The organism is Chitinophaga niabensis (assembly GCF_039545795.1).
Classification (GTDB): Bacteria; Bacteroidota; Bacteroidia; order Chitinophagales; family Chitinophagaceae; genus Chitinophaga; species Chitinophaga niabensis_B.
This window is the reverse complement of sequence record NZ_CP154260.1, coordinates 4,461,845-4,484,829: the sequence shown is the minus strand read 5'-3', so window position 1 is coordinate 4,484,829 and position 22,985 is coordinate 4,461,845. Positions and strand designations below refer to the sequence as shown.

The 22,985-nt window shown below is 45.0% G+C and carries 23 protein-coding genes and 1 riboswitch; of the genes, 17 read left to right on the top strand and 6 right to left on the bottom strand.

The genetic code is table 11. The features are described from left to right. Positions 1 to 46: 46 nt before the first annotated feature. Entirely contained in the window at positions 47 to 2,398 is a 2,352-nt protein-coding gene (topA, locus tag AAHN97_RS17705) for a type I DNA topoisomerase (protein ID WP_343303397.1), read from the bottom strand. A 279-nt stretch (positions 2,399 to 2,677) separates the two neighbouring features. Between topA and AAHN97_RS17700 the strand changes: the two genes are divergently transcribed. The 9 genes from AAHN97_RS17700 (at position 2,678) to AAHN97_RS17660 (ending at position 9,751) form a co-directional block, all read left to right on the top strand. Continuing rightward, on the top strand, positions 2,678 to 3,448 hold the full coding sequence (locus AAHN97_RS17700) for a Rossmann-like and DUF2520 domain-containing protein (RefSeq protein WP_343303396.1): 771 nt from the start codon (positions 2,678 to 2,680) through the stop codon (positions 3,446 to 3,448). 17 nt (positions 3,449 to 3,465) lie between these two features. Further along, positions 3,466 to 3,999, top strand: coding sequence for a KdsC family phosphatase (locus AAHN97_RS17695; RefSeq protein ID WP_343303395.1), 534 nt, complete (start codon positions 3,466 to 3,468; stop codon positions 3,997 to 3,999). A 35-nt stretch (positions 4,000 to 4,034) separates the two neighbouring features. Beyond that, positions 4,035 to 4,979, top strand: coding sequence for a geranylgeranylglycerol-phosphate geranylgeranyltransferase (locus AAHN97_RS17690; protein WP_343303394.1), 945 nt, complete (start codon positions 4,035 to 4,037; stop codon positions 4,977 to 4,979). Then, a complete protein-coding gene (locus AAHN97_RS17685; RefSeq protein ID WP_343303393.1) occupies positions 4,979 to 5,548 on the top strand; it encodes a Maf family protein in 570 nt (189 codons plus the stop codon). The genes AAHN97_RS17690 and AAHN97_RS17685 overlap by 1 nt, the downstream gene beginning before the upstream one ends. A 73-nt stretch (positions 5,549 to 5,621) precedes the next feature. Next, positions 5,622 to 6,407, top strand: a complete 786-nt coding sequence (locus AAHN97_RS17680; RefSeq protein ID WP_343303392.1) for a hypothetical protein — start codon at positions 5,622 to 5,624, stop codon at positions 6,405 to 6,407. Positions 6,408 to 6,430: 23 nt separating this feature from the next. Beyond that, on the top strand, positions 6,431 to 7,261 hold the full coding sequence (locus tag AAHN97_RS17675; RefSeq protein WP_343303391.1) for a hypothetical protein: 831 nt from the start codon (positions 6,431 to 6,433) through the stop codon (positions 7,259 to 7,261). Positions 7,262 to 7,275: 14 nt separating this feature from the next. Next, complete coding sequence (locus tag AAHN97_RS17670) at positions 7,276 to 8,100, top strand: hypothetical protein (protein WP_343303390.1); 825 nt, start codon at positions 7,276 to 7,278, stop codon at positions 8,098 to 8,100. A 20-nt stretch (positions 8,101 to 8,120) separates the two neighbouring features. Beyond that, a complete protein-coding gene (locus AAHN97_RS17665; protein ID WP_343303389.1) occupies positions 8,121 to 8,939 on the top strand; it encodes a hypothetical protein in 819 nt (272 codons plus the stop codon). 8 nt (positions 8,940 to 8,947) lie between these two features. Continuing rightward, complete coding sequence (locus AAHN97_RS17660) at positions 8,948 to 9,751, top strand: hypothetical protein (protein ID WP_343303388.1); 804 nt, start codon at positions 8,948 to 8,950, stop codon at positions 9,749 to 9,751. 92 nt (positions 9,752 to 9,843) lie between these two features. On the opposite strand, the gene AAHN97_RS17655 is transcribed toward AAHN97_RS17660, so the two are convergent. Together AAHN97_RS17655 and AAHN97_RS17650 are read right to left on the bottom strand one after the other, a co-directional pair. Continuing rightward, entirely contained in the window at positions 9,844 to 11,028 is a 1,185-nt protein-coding gene (locus AAHN97_RS17655) for a homoserine dehydrogenase (RefSeq protein WP_343303387.1), read from the bottom strand. A 3-nt stretch (positions 11,029 to 11,031) separates the two neighbouring features. Further along, positions 11,032 to 12,210, bottom strand: a complete 1,179-nt coding sequence (locus tag AAHN97_RS17650) for a trans-sulfuration enzyme family protein (protein ID WP_343303386.1) — start codon at positions 12,208 to 12,210, stop codon at positions 11,032 to 11,034. Between the two features lie 171 nt (positions 12,211 to 12,381). Then, positions 12,382 to 12,493: riboswitch (SAM riboswitch) on the bottom strand. 119 nt (positions 12,494 to 12,612) lie between these two features. Between AAHN97_RS17650 and AAHN97_RS17645 the strand changes: the two genes are divergently transcribed. Continuing rightward, positions 12,613 to 13,950 (top strand): DUF2851 family protein, encoded by a 1,338-nt coding sequence (locus AAHN97_RS17645; protein ID WP_343303385.1) that lies wholly within the window; start codon positions 12,613 to 12,615, stop codon positions 13,948 to 13,950. A 358-nt stretch (positions 13,951 to 14,308) separates the two neighbouring features. Here AAHN97_RS17645 and AAHN97_RS17640 read toward each other — a convergent pair whose 3' ends face one another. Then, positions 14,309 to 14,716 (bottom strand): OsmC family protein, encoded by a 408-nt coding sequence (locus tag AAHN97_RS17640; RefSeq protein ID WP_343303384.1) that lies wholly within the window; start codon positions 14,714 to 14,716, stop codon positions 14,309 to 14,311. A gap of 162 nt (positions 14,717 to 14,878) precedes the next feature. On the opposite strand from AAHN97_RS17640, the gene AAHN97_RS17635 reads away from it, so the two are divergent. The 3 genes from AAHN97_RS17635 (at position 14,879) to AAHN97_RS17625 (ending at position 17,599) form a co-directional block, all read left to right on the top strand. Next, a complete protein-coding gene (locus AAHN97_RS17635; RefSeq protein ID WP_343303383.1) occupies positions 14,879 to 15,709 on the top strand; it encodes a hypothetical protein in 831 nt (276 codons plus the stop codon). A 30-nt stretch (positions 15,710 to 15,739) separates the two neighbouring features. Next, the gene (gene lipA / locus AAHN97_RS17630) at positions 15,740 to 16,633 is read left to right on the top strand and encodes a lipoyl synthase (protein WP_343303381.1); all 894 of its coding nucleotides are present in this window, start codon (positions 15,740 to 15,742) and stop codon (positions 16,631 to 16,633) included. Positions 16,634 to 16,705: 72 nt separating this feature from the next. Further along, the gene (locus AAHN97_RS17625; RefSeq protein WP_343303380.1) at positions 16,706 to 17,599 is read left to right on the top strand and encodes a phosphodiester glycosidase family protein; all 894 of its coding nucleotides are present in this window, start codon (positions 16,706 to 16,708) and stop codon (positions 17,597 to 17,599) included. Here the strand turns inward: AAHN97_RS17625 and AAHN97_RS17620 are convergent. Beyond that, positions 17,596 to 17,997, bottom strand: a complete 402-nt coding sequence (locus tag AAHN97_RS17620) for an SdpI family protein (protein WP_343303379.1) — start codon at positions 17,995 to 17,997, stop codon at positions 17,596 to 17,598. The two genes, AAHN97_RS17625 and AAHN97_RS17620, sit on opposite strands and share 4 nt — an antisense overlap. 155 nt (positions 17,998 to 18,152) lie before the next feature. After that, complete coding sequence (locus tag AAHN97_RS17615; protein ID WP_343303377.1) at positions 18,153 to 20,864, bottom strand: AsmA-like C-terminal region-containing protein; 2,712 nt, start codon at positions 20,862 to 20,864, stop codon at positions 18,153 to 18,155. 88 nt (positions 20,865 to 20,952) lie between these two features. On the opposite strand from AAHN97_RS17615, the gene AAHN97_RS17610 reads away from it, so the two are divergent. Genes AAHN97_RS17610 through AAHN97_RS17595 form a run of 4 tightly spaced genes read left to right on the top strand, consistent with a single transcriptional unit; the run spans position 20,953 to position 22,943 of the window. Next, complete coding sequence (locus AAHN97_RS17610; protein WP_343303376.1) at positions 20,953 to 21,549, top strand: TrmH family RNA methyltransferase; 597 nt, start codon at positions 20,953 to 20,955, stop codon at positions 21,547 to 21,549. Next, on the top strand, positions 21,546 to 22,010 hold the full coding sequence (locus AAHN97_RS17605; RefSeq protein ID WP_343303375.1) for a TlpA family protein disulfide reductase: 465 nt from the start codon (positions 21,546 to 21,548) through the stop codon (positions 22,008 to 22,010). The genes AAHN97_RS17610 and AAHN97_RS17605 overlap by 4 nt, the downstream gene beginning before the upstream one ends. Continuing rightward, entirely contained in the window at positions 22,007 to 22,498 is a 492-nt protein-coding gene (locus AAHN97_RS17600; protein ID WP_343303374.1) for a hypothetical protein, read from the top strand. Before AAHN97_RS17605 ends, AAHN97_RS17600 begins: the two co-directional genes overlap by 4 nt. A 46-nt stretch (positions 22,499 to 22,544) precedes the next feature. After that, positions 22,545 to 22,943, top strand: a complete 399-nt coding sequence (locus AAHN97_RS17595) for an SMI1/KNR4 family protein (protein ID WP_343303373.1) — start codon at positions 22,545 to 22,547, stop codon at positions 22,941 to 22,943. Positions 22,944 to 22,985: the final 42 nt, after the last annotated feature.

Below are 22,985 nucleotides of genomic sequence, written 5' to 3'. Positions count from 1 at the left end.
GTACCATTGTATTTCTACAATTAAATCAGTATCTTCTATCAAACGATCATTCTGCTTTCTTCTTGCGTGCAGGCGCTTTCTTTTTCGGAGGATTGGCTTTGATCTCTTCAATGATCGCTTTCGCCTCTTCCACCGTAAGGTCTGCCGCTGTATCTATCTTCTCCTTTGGTATCTTAAAATTCCTCAGTCCTACTTTGAGATAAGGACCATAAGGTCCTTTCAGCACCTGGATCTTTTCTTTCTCAAATACCTTGATGGTCCGTTCATCCTTGGCCGTACGTTTCTCAGCGATCAGTGGCGCTACTTCTTCCAGCTCTACAGAATAAGGGTCCATTTCCTTTTTCAGGGAATAGAATTTCTTGTCATGTTGGGCATAAGGACCAAAACGGCCAATATTCACCAGCACATCTGTTCCTTCAAAGAGGCCCAGGTTACGCGGAAGGCGGAACAGGTCCATGGCTTCCTCCATGCTAATGGTTTCAATGCTTTGTGTTTGTTTTAATTTGGCGAAGCGTGGTTTCTCTTCATCTTCCACTTTACCGATCTGCACCATGGGGCCAAAACGTCCCATACGGGCTACAACCGGTTTGCCGGTGGCAGGATCTTCTCCCAGCAGCCTTTCTCCTTTCACCCTTTCCGCTTTCTCCAGTGTTTCTTCCACCGTGTGGTGGAAAGGATTATAGAACTCATCCAGCATGATGTTCCATACCTTCTTGCCATGGGCTATTTCATCAAACTGCTGCTCAATGTTGGCTGTGAAGCTATAGTCCATTACCTTTTCGAAGTATTGTTTCAGGAAGTCCGTTACCAGCATTCCAAGGTCTGTAGGGAACAGCTTGGATTTCTCAGCACCGGTATTCTCCTGGTCCGTTTGTTTGGTGATCTGGTCCTTTTTCAGGAACAGGATGCGCACATCCCTTTTCACCCCTTCCTTATCACGCTTTTCTACATAACCACGTTTCTGAACAGTAGTAATGGTGGGTGCGTAAGTAGACGGGCGGCCGATTCCCAGCTCTTCCAGTTTCTTTACCAGGCTGGCCTCCGTATAACGGGGAGCAGGACGGGTAAAACGTTCTGTAGCTTTCATTTCCTTCAGTTCCAGCGCCTGTTTAACCGTGAGCGGTGGTAATACACCCTCCTGATCTTCATCCGCTTCATCCTCATCATCCTGGCCTTCCATGTATATTTTCAGGAACCCATCGAACTTCAACACTTCACCGCTGGCAGTGAGTTCTTCCTTATTAGTGGAAATCTCAATTTTAGCGATAGTTTTTTCCAGTTCGGCATCACTCATCTGGCTGGCGATGGTCCGTTTCCAGATCAGTTCATATAATCTTTTGAGGTCGGAATCGTCCACGGTAGCGTTCTCCATGTAAGTAGGACGGATGGCTTCGTGGGCTTCCTGTGCATTCTCGTTTTTGTTCTTGTATTTGCGGGACTGATAGTAACGTTCTCCATAATTTTTATGAATGGCGTTACTGATATCCGTCATGGCGGTTTCCGAGAGGTTCACGGAATCCGTTCTCATGTAGGTGATCTGCCCGCTTTCATAAAGCTTCTGAGCCAGGAGCATGGTTTTGGAAACGCTGTAACCCAGTTTCCGGCTGGCTTCCTGTTGAAGGGTAGAAGTGGTAAAAGGAGCTGAAGGGCTCTTCTTACCCGGTTTTACCTGTATGTCTTTCACGGTATACGCAGCACCTACACATTGTTGCAGGAACTTTTCCGCGTCATCCGCAGTTTTGAACTTGGTAGGTCCTTCCGCTTTAAAAGTGATCGTTTTCCCGGTAATGTCCTTCGCCAGGAAGAAAGCTTCCACTTTAAAGGTGCTGGTAGTAGTAAAGCTATTGATCTCCCTTTCCCTTTCCACGATCAGGCGTACGGCAACAGATTGAACACGGCCGGCGGAAAGAGAATTGCGCATGCTCATCTTTCTCCATAATACAGGCGATAGCTCAAAACCAACAATACGGTCAAGAATCCGGCGGGCTTGCTGTGCGTTCACGAGATCCATGTTCAGCAGGCGGGGATTCAGAACGGCTTTTTCAATGGCAGGCTTCGTAATCTCATGAAATACAATGCGTTTGGTAGTGGCAGGGTCTAGTTTGAGTACTTCGCAAAGGTGCCAGGATATGGCTTCCCCTTCACGGTCCTCATCCGTTGCCAACCAAACCTCATCGGAGTCCTTAGCTATTTTTTTTAAGTCCTTTACAACCTTTTCCTTATCTTCTGGTATTATATACTTGGGTTTGAAGCTGTTCTGAATATCAATACCCATGTCATCCTTTTCAAGATCCCGGATATGACCGAAACAAGATTTAACCTCAAAGTCTTTACCTAAAATTTTTTCTATCGTTTTTGCCTTTGCCGGGGACTCAACAATTACAAGATTTTTAGCCATGAACGCCTGCTTTATTTACTATAATTACGCCAAAATTTGCACAAAAGGTGCGAATCCGCATTCTGCAAGTATATAAAAGTAGGTTGATATAAAAAATATTATCCGGTAAATAGTTGATTTCGAGCCGGCAACGGCAGAACGCAATCCTACATATCATATATTTAATCTCCTATTAGCTGTAAAGGCAGTAATATTACATGTTAAAATATAACCATGTATCTGGGGCTTGGCATAGAATTGGGGGCCAGGTTACCGTTAACCGAATTTTAAATAAGTATCATGGACATAGTTATTATAGGAGCTGGTAATGTGGCACACTGTTTTGGTCACCTGATGAAGTTACATGGTCACCACGTAACCCAGGTGATCAGCAGGCGGAAAGAAAATGCCCGGGAACTGGCTGAATTGCTGGGAGGAGAATACGCCACTGATCTGTTAGATATTAATATGGAGGCAGACGTTTACCTGCTGGCTGTAACTGATAGCGTTATTCCTGAATTGAACGACCTCCTGAGGCTTGGAAGAAGGATTGTGGTCCATACCGCCGGAGCAGTTCCCATGGAAGCCATTGCCCGCATTTCCACCAATGTGGGGGTCATGTATCCCCTGCAAAGTATCCGGAAGGAGATCAAAAGCTATCCCGCCATCCCCCTGATCCTGGAAGGCCGGAACGAGGAAGTATTAAAAAGGCTCCATGCCCTCGCGCAAAGCATTTCTCCCGTTACAGCGACCATGGACTCAGCCCAACGCCTCCAGATGCACCTGGCGGCTGTATTCTGTAATAACTTCACCAACCACCTCATTGCCCTCGCTAAATTCTATTGTGAACAGGAAGGAAGGGATTTTTCACTGCTGGCTCCCATTATCCGGGAAACTTTCCAGCGGCTGGATAAATATCCGCCGGAATCTGTACAGACCGGGCCGGCTTTAAGGCATGATGAACAGACCATGGCCCTTCATGAATCCATCCTGGCACAGTATCCTGCCATGCAGCAGATCTATCCCATGTTATCTGAAAGTATTTACCAGTTCCACCACGCAGAAAAATAGCCTATTTTTGCCCATTCATGGAAAAACAGATGAATGTATTGGAACAATTCAGGCACATCCGCACCTTCGTATTCGATGTGGATGGTGTACTGACAGACGGAACGGTACAACTGCTCCCTAATGGGGAACAAAGCCGCAGAATGAATATCCGGGATGGTTATGCCCTGCAGCTTGCGGTTAAAAAAGGCTATCGCATAGCCGTTATTTCCGGCGGACGTTCTGAAAGTGTAATAACACGCCTTAACGGCTTAGGCATCACAGACATTTTCACCGGCGTGAACAATAAACAGGAGAAACTGGAAGATTATGCCCTTGAGCATGACCTGCGCTGGGAAGAAGTACTGTTCATGGGAGACGATATTCCGGATTACAGGGCCATGCAGTTATGTGGTTTGCCGGTTTGCCCCGGAGATGCTGCACCGGAGATCAAAAGTATCAGTAAATATATTTCCCCTGTTGCCGGCGGCCAGGGTTGTGTGCGGGATGTGATTGAAAAAGTACTGAAACTCAACGATCACTGGACAATGGATGAAGGGGTACCATCAAGATAGTAGCTCATTACAATAATTCTACATAGAAACTAAATATGACTCTCCTCGCGGCTTTTTTCAGAATGATACGTTACCCGAACCTGATCTATATTGCACTGACGCAACTGTTACTGCAATATTGCGTGGTGCGGCCCGTATTATTAAATAGTGGTGCGGAGCCTTCCCTCACTCTCCCGCATTTCCTGATGTTAACCCTGTCTACCATACTGGTAGCAGCCGCCGGATATATCATCAATGATTATTTCGACATCAATATAGACCTCGTTAATAAACCGGATAAAATGGTGGTGGACAGGATCATCAACCGCCGCTGGGCCATGGCATGGCATACCATATTAAATATGGCCGGCGTATCGCTTGGTTTCCTGGTTGCTTTCCAGATCGGGCAGTTCTACCTTGGTTTTGTTCAGGTGATCTGTACCCTGCTCCTCTGGTTCTATTCCACTTCTTTCAAACGCCAGGTACTGATCGGCAACGTAGTGATCTCCATCCTCACTGCACTGAGTGTAGTAGTGGTAGGCTTTTATGAAAAGCAGATCTATTCCAGCTTTGAAGCCATCATGTCCTTCGAGGGCAGAAAGCTTATTAAGATCATTGGCGTATACGCCACCTTTGCTTTCGTATTATCCATGATCCGCGAGATCGTGAAAGATATGGAAGACATGATAGGGGACAGTAAAGATGGTTGCCGCACATTACCCATTGTATGGGGATTGAAGAAAACAAAACGTTTTACCATTCTCCTCATGGTGATCCTGCAGGCCCTGCTGATCACTATCATGATCGTCACAGGCCTGAAGGAATGGTATGCAGCTGTTGCCTACATCTTCGTTTTCGTACTCGTACCCTTTACGTTTTTTGTGCAGAAACCATTTCTCACGGCCTATTCGCCGGAACAATATCATAAGATCAGTACCTGGATCAAGATCGTTATGCTCACAGGTATCCTTTCCATGATCTTCTTTAAAATCATGTTATAATGTACGCTGGTAAACGTGTGATCCTGGCATCGCAATCTCCGCGCCGCAGGCAGTTACTGGAACAGGCCGGTATTCCTTTTGAAGTGATGGTAAGCGATGCGGAAGAAACCTTCCCGCCGGAAATGACACTCGCTGAAGTGCCTATTCATATTGCCCGCCTGAAAGCCAATGCCGTCAGCGCATCTTTTGGGGAAGAAGATGTGGTTATTGCCGCAGATACTATTGTACTCCTGGATAAAAAGATCATCGGCAAACCAGTGGACAGAACGGATGCCATCAAGATCCTTTCCAGCTTAAGCGGACGTATACACGAAGTGATCACCGGGGTAGTGATCCGTTTCAATGGTTCGGAAGATGCCTTCTCCCAAACAACGGAAGTGCATTTCAAACCCCTCAGCCGGGAGCAGATCGAGTACTATGTGGATCATTATCAACCTTTTGATAAAGCCGGGGCCTATGCCATCCAGGAATGGATAGGGGCTGTGGGCATCGACCGCATCAATGGCTGCTTCTATAACGTAATGGGCCTCCCCATCAGCCAGGTGGCGGAACGGTTATCCAGATTATAATTATCTATACATTATAAAAATAATATTTATATTTGTCCCCGAAATGCAAAAAATTATAATGTAAGGATGCGCTATGCTGAAAACCATTGGATGCTTAACAGTGTTGACAATAGCCCTGTCCGCCTGTAGGAAAAAAGATACTCCGCCTGCTCCTCCAGTGGACTACTGGTTGGTTTCCAGCATAATAAGAGAAACAGATACCATCCGCCTTACATACCATTCCAACAGAACAGTGAAACAAGTAAATGAAGCCAATGATTCATGCCGGATCGTGTATGAAAATGGCCGCATCAAACAGTTCGTGTACCTGATGGAATACGTTAAGAACCTGCCTTTTAAGTCGTTCAATTATAACGGAGACAATATCGTGCGCATCAACCAGTACGGCTGGAACCTGCAGAATCAATGGGTGATACTGGATTATGATTCCCTGGTTTACAAGAGTGGCCGCCTGGCAGAATATCACCAGATCAGCGGAGGGGTACGCAGCAGGGTGAATAAATTCACCTGGGAAGGGAAGAACATTATAAAAGAGGAAGGTTTTGATGTTAACCAGGAAACAGATATACCGGCTTATGTGAATACCTATACGTATGCGGAGGAAGCTGGTGTGCAGCACCGCATCAATGGCCAGTTCCTCTTCCTTTACCTGTTCCGGGACTTTACCCTCCTGAGTGATAAGATGCTGGCCAAAGCAGAGCGTACAAGGTTACCCGGTGGTGTGCTTTTCTCCCGTACGGTGAAAGAGTTTGTGCTGGAAGATAAGAACGTTGTAAAAACAATGGAAACAATAGAAGATATCGATAACAACCAAACATCAACATTGAATACCGTGTTCGAATACACGAAGTTTAACTAGTAAAACCTTACAGATCCTATCCTATGAAAAAGACACTATTAAGTATCACGGTTGTGATGCTGCTCTTTGCGGGCTGCAACGACAAAGATGATACAACACCCAAAGCTGAAAAATGGTACATCAGCAAATCCATCGAGAAAAGAGGAAGCGGAAACGCAGATGATACAACCACAGTAACTTACAATGCGGATAACACCGTTAAAGAATTCTCCAGCGGTTCCGGTGATGACTACCAGGCTTCAGGTCCCGTATATGAAGGAGGGAAGATCATCCGTATCCAGGAAAAAAGATCTGAACAGGGTACTGCCGGTACCCGGGCATCATTTGTTTACACCGGCGATCAGCTGACCAGGATCAATAATTTTGGGTACGATGGCGAACGCAATGAATGGTACGATCAGAGCTACGATTCTTTGGTGTACAAAAACGGTAAATTGTCCGAATTCTACGAATTCGAAAAAACCGGGTATGTATTATTCTTCAAACTCACCTGGGAGGGCAGCAATGTTAAAACAGTGGAGCGTTCTTCCAAAACACCGGAAGATGCCGGTTATACTTTGCATAGCATAGCCACCAACACCTATGATAACAAGGACGCCCTCCATCTCCTGCTGAACAATAATTACATCTGGCTGGTGAATATGACGAACTTCGAAAACCTGAGTGCCAATAACCTCATTAAACAGGAAGTTCACTATCAACCATCGGGCATACTCAATGACCGCACTACCATTACTTTAACGTACAACAACGCAGGCCTTCCGGAAGGAATAGATACCAAATGGGAATACCTGCAGGCAGATCCACCACTGGTAGAGAACAGCCAGACATTATTTATATATAGCAAACGCTAAATCAATCCTATCCTATGAAAAAAATATTGCTGGCATTTACTGCCATCACACTCCTTTTTACTGCCTGTAAAAAAGAGGATGATCCGGCCGCAGAAAAATGGTATTTAACCAAATTGATAGATGTGTACGGAGAAAGGAAGGATACCACTTTTGTCTCCTGGCATCCGGATAATACTTTGAAGGAATTTAATTATTCATTTTTATACAATGGTGCCCCGGCATTTAACGCTTTTTTACCGGTTTACGAAGGCGGTAAAATTACAGGCATTCAAATGAGAACACAAAACCGCCCGGTAGCACATACTATTACCTCTTTTGTTTATACGGGCAACCTGGTGACCAGTGCTGAGAATCAGGCGTATGATCAGGACCTGGCAGATTGGGTGATCAATAGTCGTGATTCACTGGTATATGCAGGAGGAAAACTGGCAGAGTTATATGTGAAATACAGGAACGGCTCCACTACCTTTTATAAACTTACCTGGGAAGGAGATAATGTGAAGCGTTGCGATATTTCTTCAAAACAACAGGATACAGAGTTTATACCCTACCAGACCATCAATTATACCTATGATACAAAACCGGCATTTCACCGGTTAGTGAATAATAATTACCAATGGCTGGCCGATGTGTCAAATTTCAAATATCTCAGTGCCAATAATCTCCTGAAATCTCAGATGATAAGGCAGCCGGAAGGAACACTGGAACTCACTACCACCAATGTATTCACGTATGATGATGATAATCTGCTAAAGGCGGTTGATACAAAAGTAGAAATGGTATACCCGGAAGCACGTGTGGAAGATTACAAAACTATAATGGAATACACAAAACGATAAATCAGATAAACCAATACCCTATGAAAAAAACACTGTTGGGCTTAACAGCCATGACCCTCTTTTTTGCGGCCTGTAAAAAAGATGATGCCACACCCGGAACGTATTACCTGAGCAAACTGATCCAGGTAGGAGAAGATGGTAATGATACCACATTGATCTCCTGGAATGCAGATAACACTTTCAAAGAAACCTACAGTTCCGCCATGAACAACGGCCAACTGGAATTCTTTGCGGAAGGGCCGGTATATGAAGGAGGGAAAATAGTGGGTATCAAGGAAAGAAGCAGTTTTAATCCTAATTCACACTATACTAAATCCTTTGTTTATACAGGTACCCAGGTAACCAAAGTGCATTACTATTGGGACAATGATCAGGATGGGGAATATATTGTGTCTCCCAGGTATGATTCCCTGGTATATACCTCCGGAAAACTGGCTGAAGTATGGGGACTGCATGCAGAGCAACCAGAAAATGTAACCAAATACATCCTTACCTGGGAAGGTAATAATGTGAAGACCTGCAGTCTTTATTTAAAAAACGTGGCTGTTGTGGAGTTTACACTACATAGCGTAAACAAATACACCTATGATAACAGGCCAGGGTTTCAATACCTCCTGGGAGATTACAACTGGTTAAGTGATATGAACTCCTTTGAACTCCTGAGTGCTAATAACCTGGTAAAAGAAGAAGTGTACAGCGATGATGTGCTGCGTTCTACTTATACCAATGTATACACATACGAAGGTAACCTGCTGAAAGCAATTGATGCAGAGGATAAATACATCGATCCGCCAAGCACAGAAACCTACAAAGTAAAATTTGAATACATCACCAAGTAAAAACCCCTATGAAAAAAACACTGTTAGGCTTAACTGCCATTACCTTTCTTTTTGGAGCATGTAAAAAAGACGATGCTTCACCTGAAACCTGGTACCTGAGTAAAATGATCGAAATAGGAGAAGATAGCAACGATACTACCCTCATCTCCTATAATACAGATAATACTTTCAAAGAATTATCCTATGCCTACACCAGTAACGGGCAATATGTATCCTATTCGGAAGGTGCGGTTTATGAAGGAGGAAAAATAGTATCCATTTACGAAAAAAGTAACGGCACTTCTAAAACTACCAGGACCATTGTTTATACAGGCGATGCTGTAACCAGGGTAGTATACAATGGAGATATTAACGGAGATGGTATTGAAGATAATCGTTATGATTCCCTCGTATACACTTCAGGAAAGCTCTCTGAAATTTATTCGATAGACGGATCTAACCCTGGTTATATTTACAAATATCTCCTTACCTGGGAAGGTAATAATGTGAAGACGCGCAGTACTTTCTATAAGTTTACTGGTACTGATTACACAGCAGATGTTGTATCTAAATATACCTATGATAATAAGCCGGGTTTCCAGAAACTCTTTGGCAACTATCAGTGGTTAAATGACCTGGGCAGCGTTGAAAACCTGAGCGCCAATAACATCACAAAAGAAGAATCCTACAGGGATGGTGTGCTGCATGCGACTTATACCAATGTATATACTTATGAAGGTAACCTGTTGAAAGAGGTAAATTCTGAGAATACATACCCGGATCCTGCGTATAATGAAACCTACAAAGTGAAACTTGAATATACCAGGAAATAAGAAAGATAAATATCCTTATTTACAAGGAGGCTTGCTGAGAAAAAAGGCTGTATCATATTTGATACAGCCTTTTCTAATTTTATGAAGAGCTACTAATGTTCCAACACCAGCAAATTCACTTCTTTATTCTTCAACCACGCAGCATCTTTTAATTTATCAAGATTGATAGTCCCCACCACATAACGATAGGTAGGCGACTCATACTTCTCCGAAATATTGTAGAACTCTGTAAGATCAACCTGGTCTGGCCTGCTGTACCGCACATAAACCTGCAATTGAAGATCATTGGTAAAAGCAGGCTGGTTGGATTGTTTGATCTTCTTATACTCATAACGGTAGTTATACAGCAATGCAGAAATATCGCTCAGTACAGCACTACCGGTAGCAGTACCACCTGCACCTTTACCCACGAAGAACTGTTTATCCGTAAAAGCACTTTCCAGCAGAATGCCATTGTATTCATTATACACATCATAAAGCAGGTTATGCTCTTTAATGAGATGCGGTAATACATAAGCATTCACATGCCCGTTCTGCCTGCGGCAGGTACCGATCAGTTTGATGGTACAGTTACGCTGACGCGCAAACTGAATATCGAAATCATTCAGGTGGCTGATACCGAAGTTGTATACATTCTCCGGTTTCACAAACGTACCAAATGCATGCAGCAGCAGGATCACGATCTTAAATTTAGGATCATATCCTTCAATATCCAGTGTAGGATCTGTTTCTGCGAAACCCAGGTCCTGTGCCTGTTGTAAGGCAGTTTCAAAACTCAGGTTCTCTTCAAATATCTTGGTGAGAATGAAGTTGGTGGAACCGTTGCAGATACCTTCCACTGCATTCAGCAGGTCGTTATCATAATATTCTTCCAGGTTACGGATGATGGGAATACTCGCGCAGCTGGATGCTTCGTAGAGGAACGGAACTTTGTTCTCAACCTGCAGCTGATACAGCGCAGGCAGGTTCTCTGCGATCATACGTTTGCTGGCACTTACCACCGCTTTACCATTTTTCAGGGCAGTGCTTACAATATTAAATGCAGCATCTGTTTCGTTGATCAATTCCACTACCACATCGATAGTAGGATCGTTAAGGATATCGTTAGGGTCCGTCGTGAAATAGCTCATGTCTATCGGACGGGGTTTACTGGGGTCTTTAATACAGATCTTTTTGATCCTTGCGTTGATACCTTTTGTTCGGTTCAGTACTTCATAGAGGCCCTGGCCTACACAGCCAAATCCGAAAATGCCAAGATTAATGTTCTTCTTTTCCATAGTTTATTGCAGTACAGTAATTTGTTTGCCTATCGGCTGATTAAGTTTATCCAAAGCTTGTTTAAGGTCATTGATGAGATCTTCCGCATCTTCGATACCTACAGACAAACGGATGCAGGAATCCTGCAGCCCGGCCTTGCGGCGGAATTCTTCAGGTATATTGCGGTGCGTCATTGTCACCGGGTGATTGAGCATGCTTTTTACACCGCCAAAACTTTCCGCCAGCTTAAACAGCTTAGTGGCGTTTACAATGCGGATCGCATTTTTGATCTGATCTTCCTTCAGCGAAAAGCTCACCATACCGCCATATCCTTTTTGCTGCTTGCGCGCAATATGATGGTTCTTATGCGTAGGCAGTCCGGGATAGAACACTTTATCCACCGCAGGATGATCCGCCAGGAAAGTGGCCACCGCTGTAGCATTGGCACATTGTTTCTCCAACCGGAGAGACATTGTTTCAATTCCTCTTATGGTAAGCCATGCTTCAAAAGGACTGAGGATGCTACCGGAGATATTCTGGTTGAACCTGATCTGATCAGCCAGCGCTTTATTATTCACCACAACCAGTCCTGCTATTACATCAGAATGGCCGGAGAGATATTTGGATGCACTGTGGATCACAATATCAGCGCCCAGGGGAATAGGTTTCAGCAACAGGGGAGTGGAGAAAGTATTGTCCACCACCAGCAGGATGTTATGCTGTTTGGCGATCTTGCTGATAGATTTGATATCAGAGATCTTTAAAGTGGGATTAGTAGGAGATTCCAGCCAAATGATCTTCGTTTTCGGTGTGATCTTTTCCAACACTTTATCAATATCGCTGGTATCAACAAAATTCACTTTGATGCCAAAGCGTTCGAACATGGCGTTAAAGATCTGGAAGATGCCGCCATAGGTATCTTCCACAGCCATGATCTCATCACCGCTCTTTAATAATTTCAATACGGCATCTATGGCAGACATTCCACTGGCAAAGGCGAATCCTGCAAAGCCCTCTTCCAGGCTGCAGATAAGGTCTTCCAGCACTTTCCGTGTGGGATTGTTGGCCCGCGAAAATTCGAATCCTTTATTAATGCCCGGGCTTTCCTGCACAAACGTTGAAGTTTGGTAGATCGGCACCGAAATGGCTCCCGTCAGTTCATCTATCGGGATGCTGTGGATCAGTTGCGTAGATGGTTTCATGGTCGATCAATGTTTTTACGAAACGAACAAGCCGTTGCGGTTGCGATTCACTGTAAACGTGTAAGTTCTGAATTTTCGACTTAATGTGCAGAAAGGAGCAGGCATAAAAAAAGCCCTTCCGGGGTTGGAAGAGCCTAAGCAATATAGTGATGCTGTAGTAATATCTCTGCCAACTTATCTTTCCCCTAATATAGGGGCCGGAATTAGCACCTTTTTTCCGTGTAACCGGAATTGGTTGCTAAGGCTTCGCAGGGCCAGTACCCTCTGCCTTTCTGGATAAGTGATGTTTAAGAACTGTGCGCAAAGGTAATGGTAGAAGAGCCAAATTTCCAAATACGGTCTCAGAATTTCGATTTTTAATAATTTTTGTAGTAATTTATTGACGGTTTGTAATAGTATTTTATGTTTGTTGACCCATTATTCTCAGAAGAATTGCTGCAGCATATCTGGCAATTCGGTTTGTTCGACCAGCGCCACCTTTCCACCATTAAGGGAGAGCCTATCAGCATTATCAAAGCCGGAACCCTCAACCGGGATGCCGGACCAGACTTTACAGCCGCCAGGGTTCGTATTGGCGGAGTAGAGTGGGCCGGGAATGTAGAATTGCATTACCGCAGCTCGGATTGGCGCAAACATGGCCACCATCGCAATCAGCGTTATGATAATGTGATCCTGCATGTTGTTTTTGAACATGATACAGATGCCCTGAACATTCCCTGCCTGGAATTACAGCAGCGGATCCCCAAAATGCTGCTGAAGCGCTACCAGCAACTGAAAGAGGAGGCTGCCTTTGTTCCCTGCACCCCTTTATTACACCGGATCACGGAAGAGGATTGGCAAACCTGGAAGGGCAAACTCATACGGGAAAGGTTTGAACGTAAAACCAGCCTTTTTATGAACTGGCTGCAGCAGAATCATTTTAATTGGGAGGAAGTTTGTTTTCGGGCAATGGCACAGGGTTTTGGCATGCCGGTGAATACGGAGGCCTTTCTGCAACTGGCCCAATCCATGCCCTTTGTATTACTGGCCCGTCAGCGGCCGCATTTACAAAGACTGGAATCTTTATTGTTCGGACAAGCGGGTATGCTGGCAGGAAGTTTTAAAGATGCTTATCCGCGACAGTTACAGGAAGAATATCGTTTCCTGCAGCATAAACATCAACTGGAACCTTTACCGTCCCATGGCTGGCGTTGGCTGAGGATGCGGCCCTCCGCTTTCCCAACTATGCGGATCGCCTGTTTTTCCATGCTGCTGCATCATACACCACATCTCTTTTCCCGCATCCTTGAAACAGAAGACCTGCCATCATTGGAAAAACTCTTTTTCGTAGCACCTTCCCCGTATTGGGAAGATCATTACCGTTTTGATATTCCCGCTGTGCGTACTGCCGGCATTGGAAAAGGTACAGTACATCATATCCTTATTAACACCGTCATCCCCTTATTGCATTTATACGGCAAACACATGGGCCTGCCCCAATACCAGCAAAGGGCCGCGAGGTTCCTTCAGCAATTGCCTGCTGAAAATAACCGTATCATCCGCGGCTGGGCGGCAGAAAATACCATAGCGGCTTCCGCCTGGGATTCCCAGTCCTTGCTGCAATTGAAACAATATTACTGTGAGGAGAAAAAGTGCCTGGATTGTATGGTCGGCCGGCGTTTGATCAGAGGGGCTGATGTAAATGAATGCCGGGAAGATGAATTGGGTTGGACGGGAGAGGAGGAATGGGAGCTGGCGTGAATCAACCTGCCTAAGCATAATAAAAATGCCCGCCGCAGGCATAGAACCGGAATGAATTCCTTCCGGCAAAAAGCATAAAAGCCGGCCGCAGGCACGAAGTCAGAATGAATTCCTTTCGTCAAAAACAAAAATACCCACCACGGGCATAGAACCGGAATGAATTCCTTCCGGCAAGGAACATCAAAAGCCCTCCGCAGGCACGAAGTCAGAATGAATTCCTTTCGTCAAAAAACAAAAAATGCCCACCACTGGCACGAAACCGGAATGAATTCCTTCCTTCAAAAAACATCAAAAGCCCGCCGCAGGCGTAAACCCGGCATAAACAGAACGCAGTTCTGTTTATGCCGCCTGAAAAATATTACCAGTTAAAGGTCACATCCTGCTTAATATCCGGATGCACACTCTCCGCCACAGGGCAGGTATAAGCCACATTCTCCAGGATCTTCTGATCTTTCTCCTCCAATCCATGCCCCGCCGGAAAATCAAACTGGATCTTCACCCCAACAATCCTCCGCGGCTCCGTTCCCATGATCTTTTCCACACTCACCGCCGTACCATCAATATTCCATCCCTTATCCCTTGCCTTAATCCCCATGATCGTAAGCATACAGGAACCAAGGGCCGCTGCCACCAGGTCACTCGGCGAAAACCGCTCTCCTTTTCCGTTATTATCCACCGGTGCATCTGTTTCTATAACCGTACCTGACCGGAGATGCTTTGCCGTAGTTCTGAGTTCGCCATTGTAAAGGATCGCTGCTGTTTGCATGATATATGAATTTGTCTGTAAAATAAGTGTATTTTTAGTAAATCCGCCTATACGAAGGTACGTCTGAACTACTGCCAACTCTCAACAAATTTGTCTATGTTTGTATAGGAATAAAACATAAAACGTATTCAGGCGTTTAATTAAAATATAATCGCGCTCACGGTGAAAAAAATAAATGTACTCTTACTATTATTGCTGACTTCCACCATGCTCTATGCCCAAAGTAGCCGGCAATCCAAAAAGGAGGAAAAGGAAGAGAAAAGGCTCAGGAAGATCTCACTTTTCAGGGAGATCGAAGAAGGGGATAACCTCTTTAACAGGGAATTTTCCGGTGGCGCCCGCCTTAATACAGACGGATGGACAGGTTTCCTGGAAATGGGCTTCCGTAAGAACGCCTCTTTCGTGAACTACTTCCAGTTCGAATTTTCAGAAAAAAGAGATCCCAAACAGGACCGTGCTTCCAGGGTATTGAATTCCCAGATGGGTTACACCATCAGCACCACCCCCTTTGTATATGGGAAAAAGAATAATTTCTACCAGGCCAAACTGGGCGTGGGACAGAAATACCTTATTGGAGGAAAAGGGAATAAGAACGGCGTGGAAGTGAATGCCATCTACTATGGTGGCCTGGCTTTCGGCCTCATGAAGCCTTATTACCTGGACCTTATGAACGATTCCGGTGATCCCAATAACCGCCGGACAGTAAAATATTCCGAAGACATACGGGAAGATTTCCTGAACCGTGACCTGATATATGGCGCCGGCGGCTTTACCAAAGGCTGGAGCGAATTGAAACTGAACCCCGGGCTGCATGCCAAAGTAGGGTTCCGCTTCGATTGGGCCAAGTTCAACGAAGTGGTCTCCGCCCTGGAAGTAGGTATAAATGCCGAATATTACACCAAAAAGGTGGAAATCATGGTGGATGACGCTGGTAAGTCCTTCTTTTTCAATGCTTATGTAGGAATACAACTGGGGAAACGTTGGAATAAGTAACTTTGTATCTTATTAAAGAAAGGATTTGCGATGCAAGAATTACCCGTAATCGCAGCTGAACCAGCTGCGCCGAGAGTGAAAAAGCCCGACTGGCTGCGTGTGAAACTGCCGATCGGAGAGAATTACAGGCAGGTAAGGAACCTGGTAGACACACATAAACTACACACCATCTGCGAAAGCGGAAATTGTCCAAATATGGGCGAGTGCTGGGGAGCCGGTACTGCCACTTTCATGATCCTGGGCAATGTCTGTACCCGAAGCTGCGGATTTTGTGCCGTAGCAACCGGCCGACCTGAACCTGTTGATTGGGATGAACCCCAAAGGGTGGCAGAAGCCATCTACCTGATGAAGGTAAAACACGCCGTTATCACTTCAGTAGACCGCGACGAATTAAAAGATGGGGGTTCCATCATCTGGGCCAATACCATCAAAGCTGTTCGCGCCCTCAATCCTGATACCACCATGGAAACCCTGATCCCTGACTTCAGAGGCATCTGGGAAAACCTGGAACGTGTGATCGAAGCTGCGCCGGAAGTGGTATCCCACAACCTGGAAACAGTGGAACGCATGACCAAACAGGTACGTATCCAGGCTAAATATCACCGCAGCCTTGAAGTGATCCGCCGTTTGAAAGAAGGTGGCATGCGTACCAAAAGCGGTATCATGTTAGGCCTTGGCGAAACCAAGGAAGAAGTGGTACAGGCTATGCAGGACCTGGCAGACAATGGTTGTGATGTAGTGACCCTGGGCCAATACCTTCAACCTACTCCCAAACATCTCCCGGTGATCCGCTTTGTACATCCTGATGAATTTGCAGAACTGAGAGAGATCGGTTACAACATGGGGCTGGATTATGTAGAAGCCGGACCGTTGGTTCGTTCTTCCTACCATGCTGAAAAACACATTTTCAGCGGCAGAAAATAACAACACTATTACCATGATATTAAAAGGCTAAAGAGGTATACTCTTTGGCCTTTTATTTTTCTATTTTGCGGCATGAAACGGATACTAATACTGCTATTGACACTGCCCGCCTTCGCATCTGCTCAACTGCGCTGGCACCTCTCCGAAACACATAACCAGGGCCTGCCAAACGGCGTGAAGGTATATGAAACAACGGATTCATTAGACGGTAAAGCATTCAGGGCTTTTTACCTGGAAGCAGACCTGAAAGATCCGCAACTGGAAATCAGTGTAAGAGAAGGGAAAGGAAAACGTTATACACCTGCACAGTATGATAGCATCGAAGGGCCTAATGTGGTAGCTGTAATGAATACTACCTTTTTCTCTTTTACCACCAACAGAAGTCTCAACCTGGTAGTGCATGAAGGGAAAGTAGTGGATGTGAACCCAAAATCCGTAAAGAACAAATACTTCACCCGCTCTGCTTTTGGCCTCGACCGTAAAGGCCGCCCGGATATTGCCTGGGTATATAATGTCGGTAAAAAAGAAGTGCCTTATGTATATGAAGTACCCAATACCGATACTACTAATCAACCCGGAAAAAAGGGTGCACATAAATGGAAGATGAGAGAAGCCGTAGGCGGAGGCCCCATCCTCGTGCAAAACGGACAACCTTATATAACCGCTGCAGAAGAAGGTATGGGAGGAACATTATTGGCTTTCCATCCCAGAACAGCGATCGGTTATACCGCAGATCACAAACTGATCATGATGGTGATTGAAGGAAGAAATAAAGGAGTAGCAGAAGGCGCAATTTTTCCGCAAATGGCAAAGATCTTTACAGACCTGCATTGTGTGGAAGCCATGAATATGGACGGCGGTGGTTCTTCCGCTTTGTTTGTAAACGGAAAGAATACCATCAAAACATCTGATGGATCACAAAGACCGGTACCTGCTGTGTTAATGATCAAACGTAAAACACCTTAACCAACATCCACACCATTTCTCTTATCTCCCTTTCGTTCCCCGTCTTCATCAAAGACCTGTAACAGGTGCCACTCGGTCATACCCGTCATCAGCAACGCGCAGAAAATAACCGGGCAGATGGTGAGGTACAGAAAGGCATCCGTTTGCGTTTTGAACAACAAGGCCATTAACAGGCCGAAAGGGATCAGCACGTAAGCCATACACCGGGAAAGATAGGCGGCATACTGATTGGCTTCATGCCAGGTTTTTTCATTAATCGTAGAGGAGAAGGTGCGGTAGCCATACCAGGCTTTCATACTGCGAGGGGGGTACTTCCGGATCATGAAACCCATGAAAAGGAAGAGCAGTCCTGCTAACAAACTGGCATTACAGAAGGGGCTGTAGATGATGCTTTGCATAAAAAACGTGGTATAACGTATTTACACCGCTATACCACGTATTTAAAACACAAAAAATTACTGTTTTGTTGAGTTGGCTGATGCTTTTTTATAATTCACCAGTCGTTCTATTGTTTTGGTGATTGGGCTGATGCATTTTAGCGGTTCACCAAACCTTATTGTTTTGTTGAGTCTGCCGGCGCTTTTTTACGGTTCAGCAGTCCTTTTAATGTATTATTCAGTGTTTTCTCTGCAGCTTTCCCCGCATCCTGCAACGGTTTGCCTGATTGGGTACTATCCTTACCACCCAGCAGTTGTTTTTTCAACTCATCTTTCACGGCAGATGCCACTTCTTTCTTCACCGATTGTAAAGAATCTTTTACAGTGTTCTTAATGGTATCCACTTTATTCTTTACCAATGCCGTAGCCTGATCTTTCAGGTTATTGGCCGCATTACCGGCAACCTCTTTCAGATCAGTTTTCAGGGCTGGTTTCAATAGACTTCCACCCATCAATACATTGAGATAAACCGTATCGCTGATGGTAACAGGAATGCCTTTATTGTTAGCCTGTGTAACCAGGTTATTTACCAGGCTGTTTCCCTGCTGCCCTAGCAATGCACGGGGCAATGCCAATTGCATGGTATAGTCCATAGACTGATCAAAACCATGCGATCCGCCAATTAACATGTTCATGTTAGAGAGCTTCACACGGAATGGATTCACCTTCATGCGCCCGTTCTCAAATGCGAAATAGTTCTTGATATCTCTTACAGAAATATCCTTCAGGGAATTTACATTCAATTGTGTAGCCAGTTGGTCCAGTGGCGCAAATTTCTTCAGAAAGCCCTGTATCAGCAAGAGGTTACCATCTCCTGTAAGCGTACTGAGGTCTGGCGACATATCCTTACCCAGTTTACCTTTCATCGTCAGTTGTGAACTCAGTTTACCACTCAGGAATTGAGCGATAGGCATGAGTTTCTGTACCGTGTTGAAAGCTTTAAAGGTTTGCTGGATATCCAGTTCCTTTACATCGTAGGTAAGACTGATATCAGGATGCAGTTTGTCTGTTTTTGTAGAGTAAGTACCATCTACTTTCATGCTTCCCTGCAGTGCATTCCCTTTGATATCTTTCATTGTTACCGTCTGATCACTGATCAGTAAAGTACCGGATAAGCCGGTGAGGTCTACTTTATCATAATGCACTTTATCTGCCTGGGCCTGGATTGTGAAATCGAGGTTATTGGGAACAGCAAAAGGAATTGCAGCTGCAGTGTCCGCAGTTTTGGCAGGAGTAGCTTCCGTATTGCCGGTAGCCATCCATTTATCCAGGTTAATGTTATCAGCTTTCAGAGCCAGCCGGCCATTCAGCGCATCATTGCGGAGTACATAAGCCAGCAGGTTATTTACTTCACCGGTTGCGGAGAAATTAGTTCCCAGGTATTGCCCCATGAATTCCTGCACTGTTACATTCTTTGGATTGAACTGCATCAGCAGGCTGGATACTTTCACCCCATCAGGATAATCCTTGCTGCTATATGCCAGGTTATTCACCGCCAGTTTACCGGAGGCATCGAAGTTTTCATATTGCTGCTTTTCAATCGCACTCATATAACCCCGTGCTTTCAGGTCCGCATCCAGCAAGCCGCTGAGTTTGGTACCTGCTTCCAGTTTCACGAACTGCATCACTTTGCTGAGGTCCAGTTTACCCTTGGCGGCTGCATCCAGGTAAAGATCAGATACCGGTGTTTTTACCATCAGGCGGAGGTCTACAGGGCTGTCATCCATTTCAAGATGCGCCTGTGGTACATCCACTATCGTATGATCAGGTACGCCATCCGGGTTACTAACGTTCACGGCTAACTGAATGTTCTTCACTGGCTTAGGCAGGTCAGGATATTGGAAGAAGCCATTCTTGATAGTGAGGTGTAAACCGTATGCCGGTAATTGCTGCGGTGTATAAGTGCCTTTTACGAAGCCTTTAAAAGTGGTGCTGCCACTGGTTTTGATGCTTGCAAAATCCTGCGAATAAATCACCGGGATCAGGGAGAGGATTTCTTTGAAGTCCGTAGAAGGCGCATCAAATTTGATATCCATTTTATAGGTGCTGTCCGTCAGCAATTGGATAAATCCTTCTGTGGCAATCTTCAGGTTATTCACAGAGATCTTATCCGTTTTGAAAGCATAGGTGCTTGTTTTATTAGCGATATTGATATCCGCGAGTATTTCTGCCTTTGCATTGACCAAGTAAGGAATGGACCCTTGTGCATAACCCACTGATTCCGCAGTAGTAGTGGTTTGCAGGGTGAATTCATCCTGGGAGAAATCTCCTTTCCCTTTATGGTTTAGTTGCTCAATGTTCAGTGCCATATGTCCCTGGCGGTCAGTGTATTTGATAGTGGCATCCTCAATACTGTATTGTTGCAGGCTGAGGGCAAATTCACTCTGGGCAGTATCTGCAGGTGCTGCAGTAGAAGTGGTGGTATCAGGTTTGGTGATATCCCAGTTGGCACGGCCTTGTTCATCCACGGTAGCGTAGATGTGAGGCTGTTGCAAAACCACGTTATAGATCTCAATATTATCCCCTTTAATGGCGCTCATGAGGTTCATGGCCAGGTCCAGGCGGCGTACAGCCAGCAGCGTATCACCTTCAAAATGATTCACGCCGGTGATGGATAATTCTTCCAAGGCTACCGCCAGGCGGGGAAATCTGCGGAAGAGACTGATATCCACATCTTTAAAATCTACTTTGGCATTCAGGTTTTTGTTCAGCTCAGTCTTCAGTTTCGCCATGATCTGTCCCTTAAAGAAATAGGGAATGGCGATCAGTAATCCAATTAATACGAGCAATGTGATCCCGATACCTTTCAGTACCTTTTTTAACTTCATAGGATGCTTTTTATTAAACAATATCTAAAGATAGCAAATCACCCCACCTAAACTTAATTTCTGTTAATTTTGCCATTAAATTAACAACATGACGCCGGAAAGGAAAGAAAGGCTTTTATCAGTATTAAACAAACGGCAGGCCAATCTGACAGTGGTATTGGAAAACGTGGAAGACCCGCATAATATTTCAGCCGCCATGCGAACCTGCGATGCCGTTGGTATCCAGGATATGTATGTACTCACCAACAAAACACCCCGCCGCCATTGGGGCAGAAGAAGTTCTTCCAGTGCAGACAAATGGCTGACCATCCATCAATACACAGATGTGAACGAACTCTTTGCCGTATTGCGCCAGCGCTTCGACAAAATATACACCACCCATCTTTCTTCAGATGCTGTAAGCCTCTATGAACTGGATTTTACCGGTTCCGTAGCTTTAATATTCGGCAGCGAGCATTATGGCATCAGTGAAGAAACCCGTGCCCTGGCAGACGGGAATTTTATTATTCCCATGCAGGGGATCATCCGTTCCCTGAATATCTCTGTGGCCTGCGCTATCAGCATCTATGAGGCCATGCGCCAGAAAATGGCCGCCGGTCATTATAAACAACCCAGCCTGCCTGCAGCACAAAGAGAAACACTCCTGAATGAATGGGGATTTAAAGAAGAAGACCTTGCAACATGAAAAAGTTACTGCCCATCCTGCTATTGTCTTGCCTTCCTGCCTTTTCGTTTTCGCAGGAAGTGACCCGTATCAAAGTATCGGAATTGGATCAGTTAATGCAGCATAAGGACAGCCCTGTGGTGGTCAACCTCTGGGCCACCTGGTGCGGGCCTTGTATTAAAGAAATGCCCCATTTCGTAAAACAGGCGGCTAAATTCCCCCAGGTGAAATTCGTTTTTTTAAGTCTTGATATGAAGGATGCCTATCCTGCGCAGATCACTAAGTTTGCCCGCAGGCATAAGATCCGTTCCTCAGTAGTTTGGCTGGATGAACCCAATGCCAATAAATACGCCGCTAAGATTGACCCGCGTTGGGAAGGGAGTATACCTGCTACTATTTTTATTAATAAAGGGGGGTATAGGAAGTTTGTGGAAGGAGAAATGAAAGAAGAAGAATTGATCAAAGAACTGCGTTCTCTATGAAAATGCGTGATTACCTTCAGCAGAAGAAGTCTGAGAATTACCAGGATGCAGAGGTCAAAGGTTTGCTGAAAGCCGGTGCCGTAGCCAGCCTGCTGTCCAAAAAATTCAATACAAAGATCTCTGCGAAAGAGTTGATACCCTTTGCCAGGGAATGGCACCATGCCGGTATTTTCAAAGTGGGAGAACGGTTGAAAGGGAAGAGAGTGTATTTCTTTCATACAGACGATGTGGACAAGGTACCATTAGAAAAAATACTACAGAACAGGGCCCCGGTTGTAAAAGAGATCGTACAAGGCTGGTACCCACAATTCTTCAAAATGACAGACCCGGCTACCAGGAGAACATCTTCCAAGCCCTTCCTGGGCATTTATAAAGGCCCAGCGAATAAAGCTCCGAAGGGATTCAAATCATTGAATGAAGAACAGTTCGCAAGTGCGGAGAAACAGCGGGGGAGGGCTTTGAAGCCTTTTGAGGACTGTAAGTTTTAATAGCAGGGAAGGAAATTACCTTAGCCATGAAAAATTATCTGGTCTTATGAATAAAACAATAGATCAATTAACAGCACATTTCAGTAGGAATGAATTATTGAATAATTCGCGGTACGCTGAATGGCTGGCAAAGATCGATCTGAATTTTGAAGCAGATTATCTGGAGTTCATGAAGGTAAGAAATGGAGGTGAAGGTACCATAGGGAAAGATGGATATGTATGTTTCTGGCCACTGGAAGAACTCATCCAGATAAATGAAGATTATGCAGTTAATGAGTTTGCTCCTGAACTTTTCTTTATAGGCACAAATCTCGGGGGGACCGCATACGGTATCAGGAAAAGATCAGGCGCTTTTATTGAAACCGAATTCGTTGGCATGTCTGACGAAGCTGCAATTGTTCATGGGCAGAGTTTTGCAGAATTCTTATTGGCTTTATCGGAATAAATAGCAGTATTATGAGAAGAATAATAATGATTGCCATGTTGA

Bases quoted from the DNA above. Each gene is read 5' to 3' on its own strand.
- AAHN97_RS17645 (WP_343303385.1), top strand. From the start codon at position 12,613: ATGTTTGTTGACCCATTATTCTCAGAAGAATTGCTGCAGCATATCTGG.
- AAHN97_RS17600 (WP_343303374.1), top strand. From the start codon at position 22,007: ATGAAAATGCGTGATTACCTTCAGCAGAAGAAGTCTGAGAATTACCAG.
- topA (WP_343303397.1), bottom strand. From the start codon at position 2,398: ATGGCTAAAAATCTTGTAATTGTTGAGTCCCCGGCAAAGGCAAAAACG.
- AAHN97_RS17685 (WP_343303393.1), top strand. From the start codon at position 4,979: ATGTACGCTGGTAAACGTGTGATCCTGGCATCGCAATCTCCGCGCCGC.
- lipA (WP_343303381.1), top strand. From the start codon at position 15,740: ATGCAAGAATTACCCGTAATCGCAGCTGAACCAGCTGCGCCGAGAGTG.
- AAHN97_RS17595 (WP_343303373.1), top strand. From the start codon at position 22,545: ATGAATAAAACAATAGATCAATTAACAGCACATTTCAGTAGGAATGAA.
- AAHN97_RS17620 (WP_343303379.1), bottom strand. From the start codon at position 17,997: ATGCAAAGCATCATCTACAGCCCCTTCTGTAATGCCAGTTTGTTAGCA.
- AAHN97_RS17665 (WP_343303389.1), top strand. From the start codon at position 8,121: ATGAAAAAAACACTGTTGGGCTTAACAGCCATGACCCTCTTTTTTGCG.
- AAHN97_RS17655 (WP_343303387.1), bottom strand. From the start codon at position 11,028: ATGGAAAAGAAGAACATTAATCTTGGCATTTTCGGATTTGGCTGTGTA.
- AAHN97_RS17625 (WP_343303380.1), top strand. From the start codon at position 16,706: ATGAAACGGATACTAATACTGCTATTGACACTGCCCGCCTTCGCATCT.
- AAHN97_RS17660 (WP_343303388.1), top strand. From the start codon at position 8,948: ATGAAAAAAACACTGTTAGGCTTAACTGCCATTACCTTTCTTTTTGGA.
- AAHN97_RS17700 (WP_343303396.1), top strand. From the start codon at position 2,678: ATGGACATAGTTATTATAGGAGCTGGTAATGTGGCACACTGTTTTGGT.
- AAHN97_RS17615 (WP_343303377.1), bottom strand. From the start codon at position 20,864: ATGAAGTTAAAAAAGGTACTGAAAGGTATCGGGATCACATTGCTCGTA.
- AAHN97_RS17695 (WP_343303395.1), top strand. From the start codon at position 3,466: ATGGAAAAACAGATGAATGTATTGGAACAATTCAGGCACATCCGCACC.
- AAHN97_RS17690 (WP_343303394.1), top strand. From the start codon at position 4,035: ATGACTCTCCTCGCGGCTTTTTTCAGAATGATACGTTACCCGAACCTG.
- AAHN97_RS17650 (WP_343303386.1), bottom strand. From the start codon at position 12,210: ATGAAACCATCTACGCAACTGATCCACAGCATCCCGATAGATGAACTG.
- AAHN97_RS17680 (WP_343303392.1), top strand. From the start codon at position 5,622: ATGCTGAAAACCATTGGATGCTTAACAGTGTTGACAATAGCCCTGTCC.
- AAHN97_RS17610 (WP_343303376.1), top strand. From the start codon at position 20,953: ATGACGCCGGAAAGGAAAGAAAGGCTTTTATCAGTATTAAACAAACGG.
- AAHN97_RS17670 (WP_343303390.1), top strand. From the start codon at position 7,276: ATGAAAAAAATATTGCTGGCATTTACTGCCATCACACTCCTTTTTACT.
- AAHN97_RS17605 (WP_343303375.1), top strand. From the start codon at position 21,546: ATGAAAAAGTTACTGCCCATCCTGCTATTGTCTTGCCTTCCTGCCTTT.
- AAHN97_RS17675 (WP_343303391.1), top strand. From the start codon at position 6,431: ATGAAAAAGACACTATTAAGTATCACGGTTGTGATGCTGCTCTTTGCG.
- AAHN97_RS17640 (WP_343303384.1), bottom strand. From the start codon at position 14,716: ATGCAAACAGCAGCGATCCTTTACAATGGCGAACTCAGAACTACGGCA.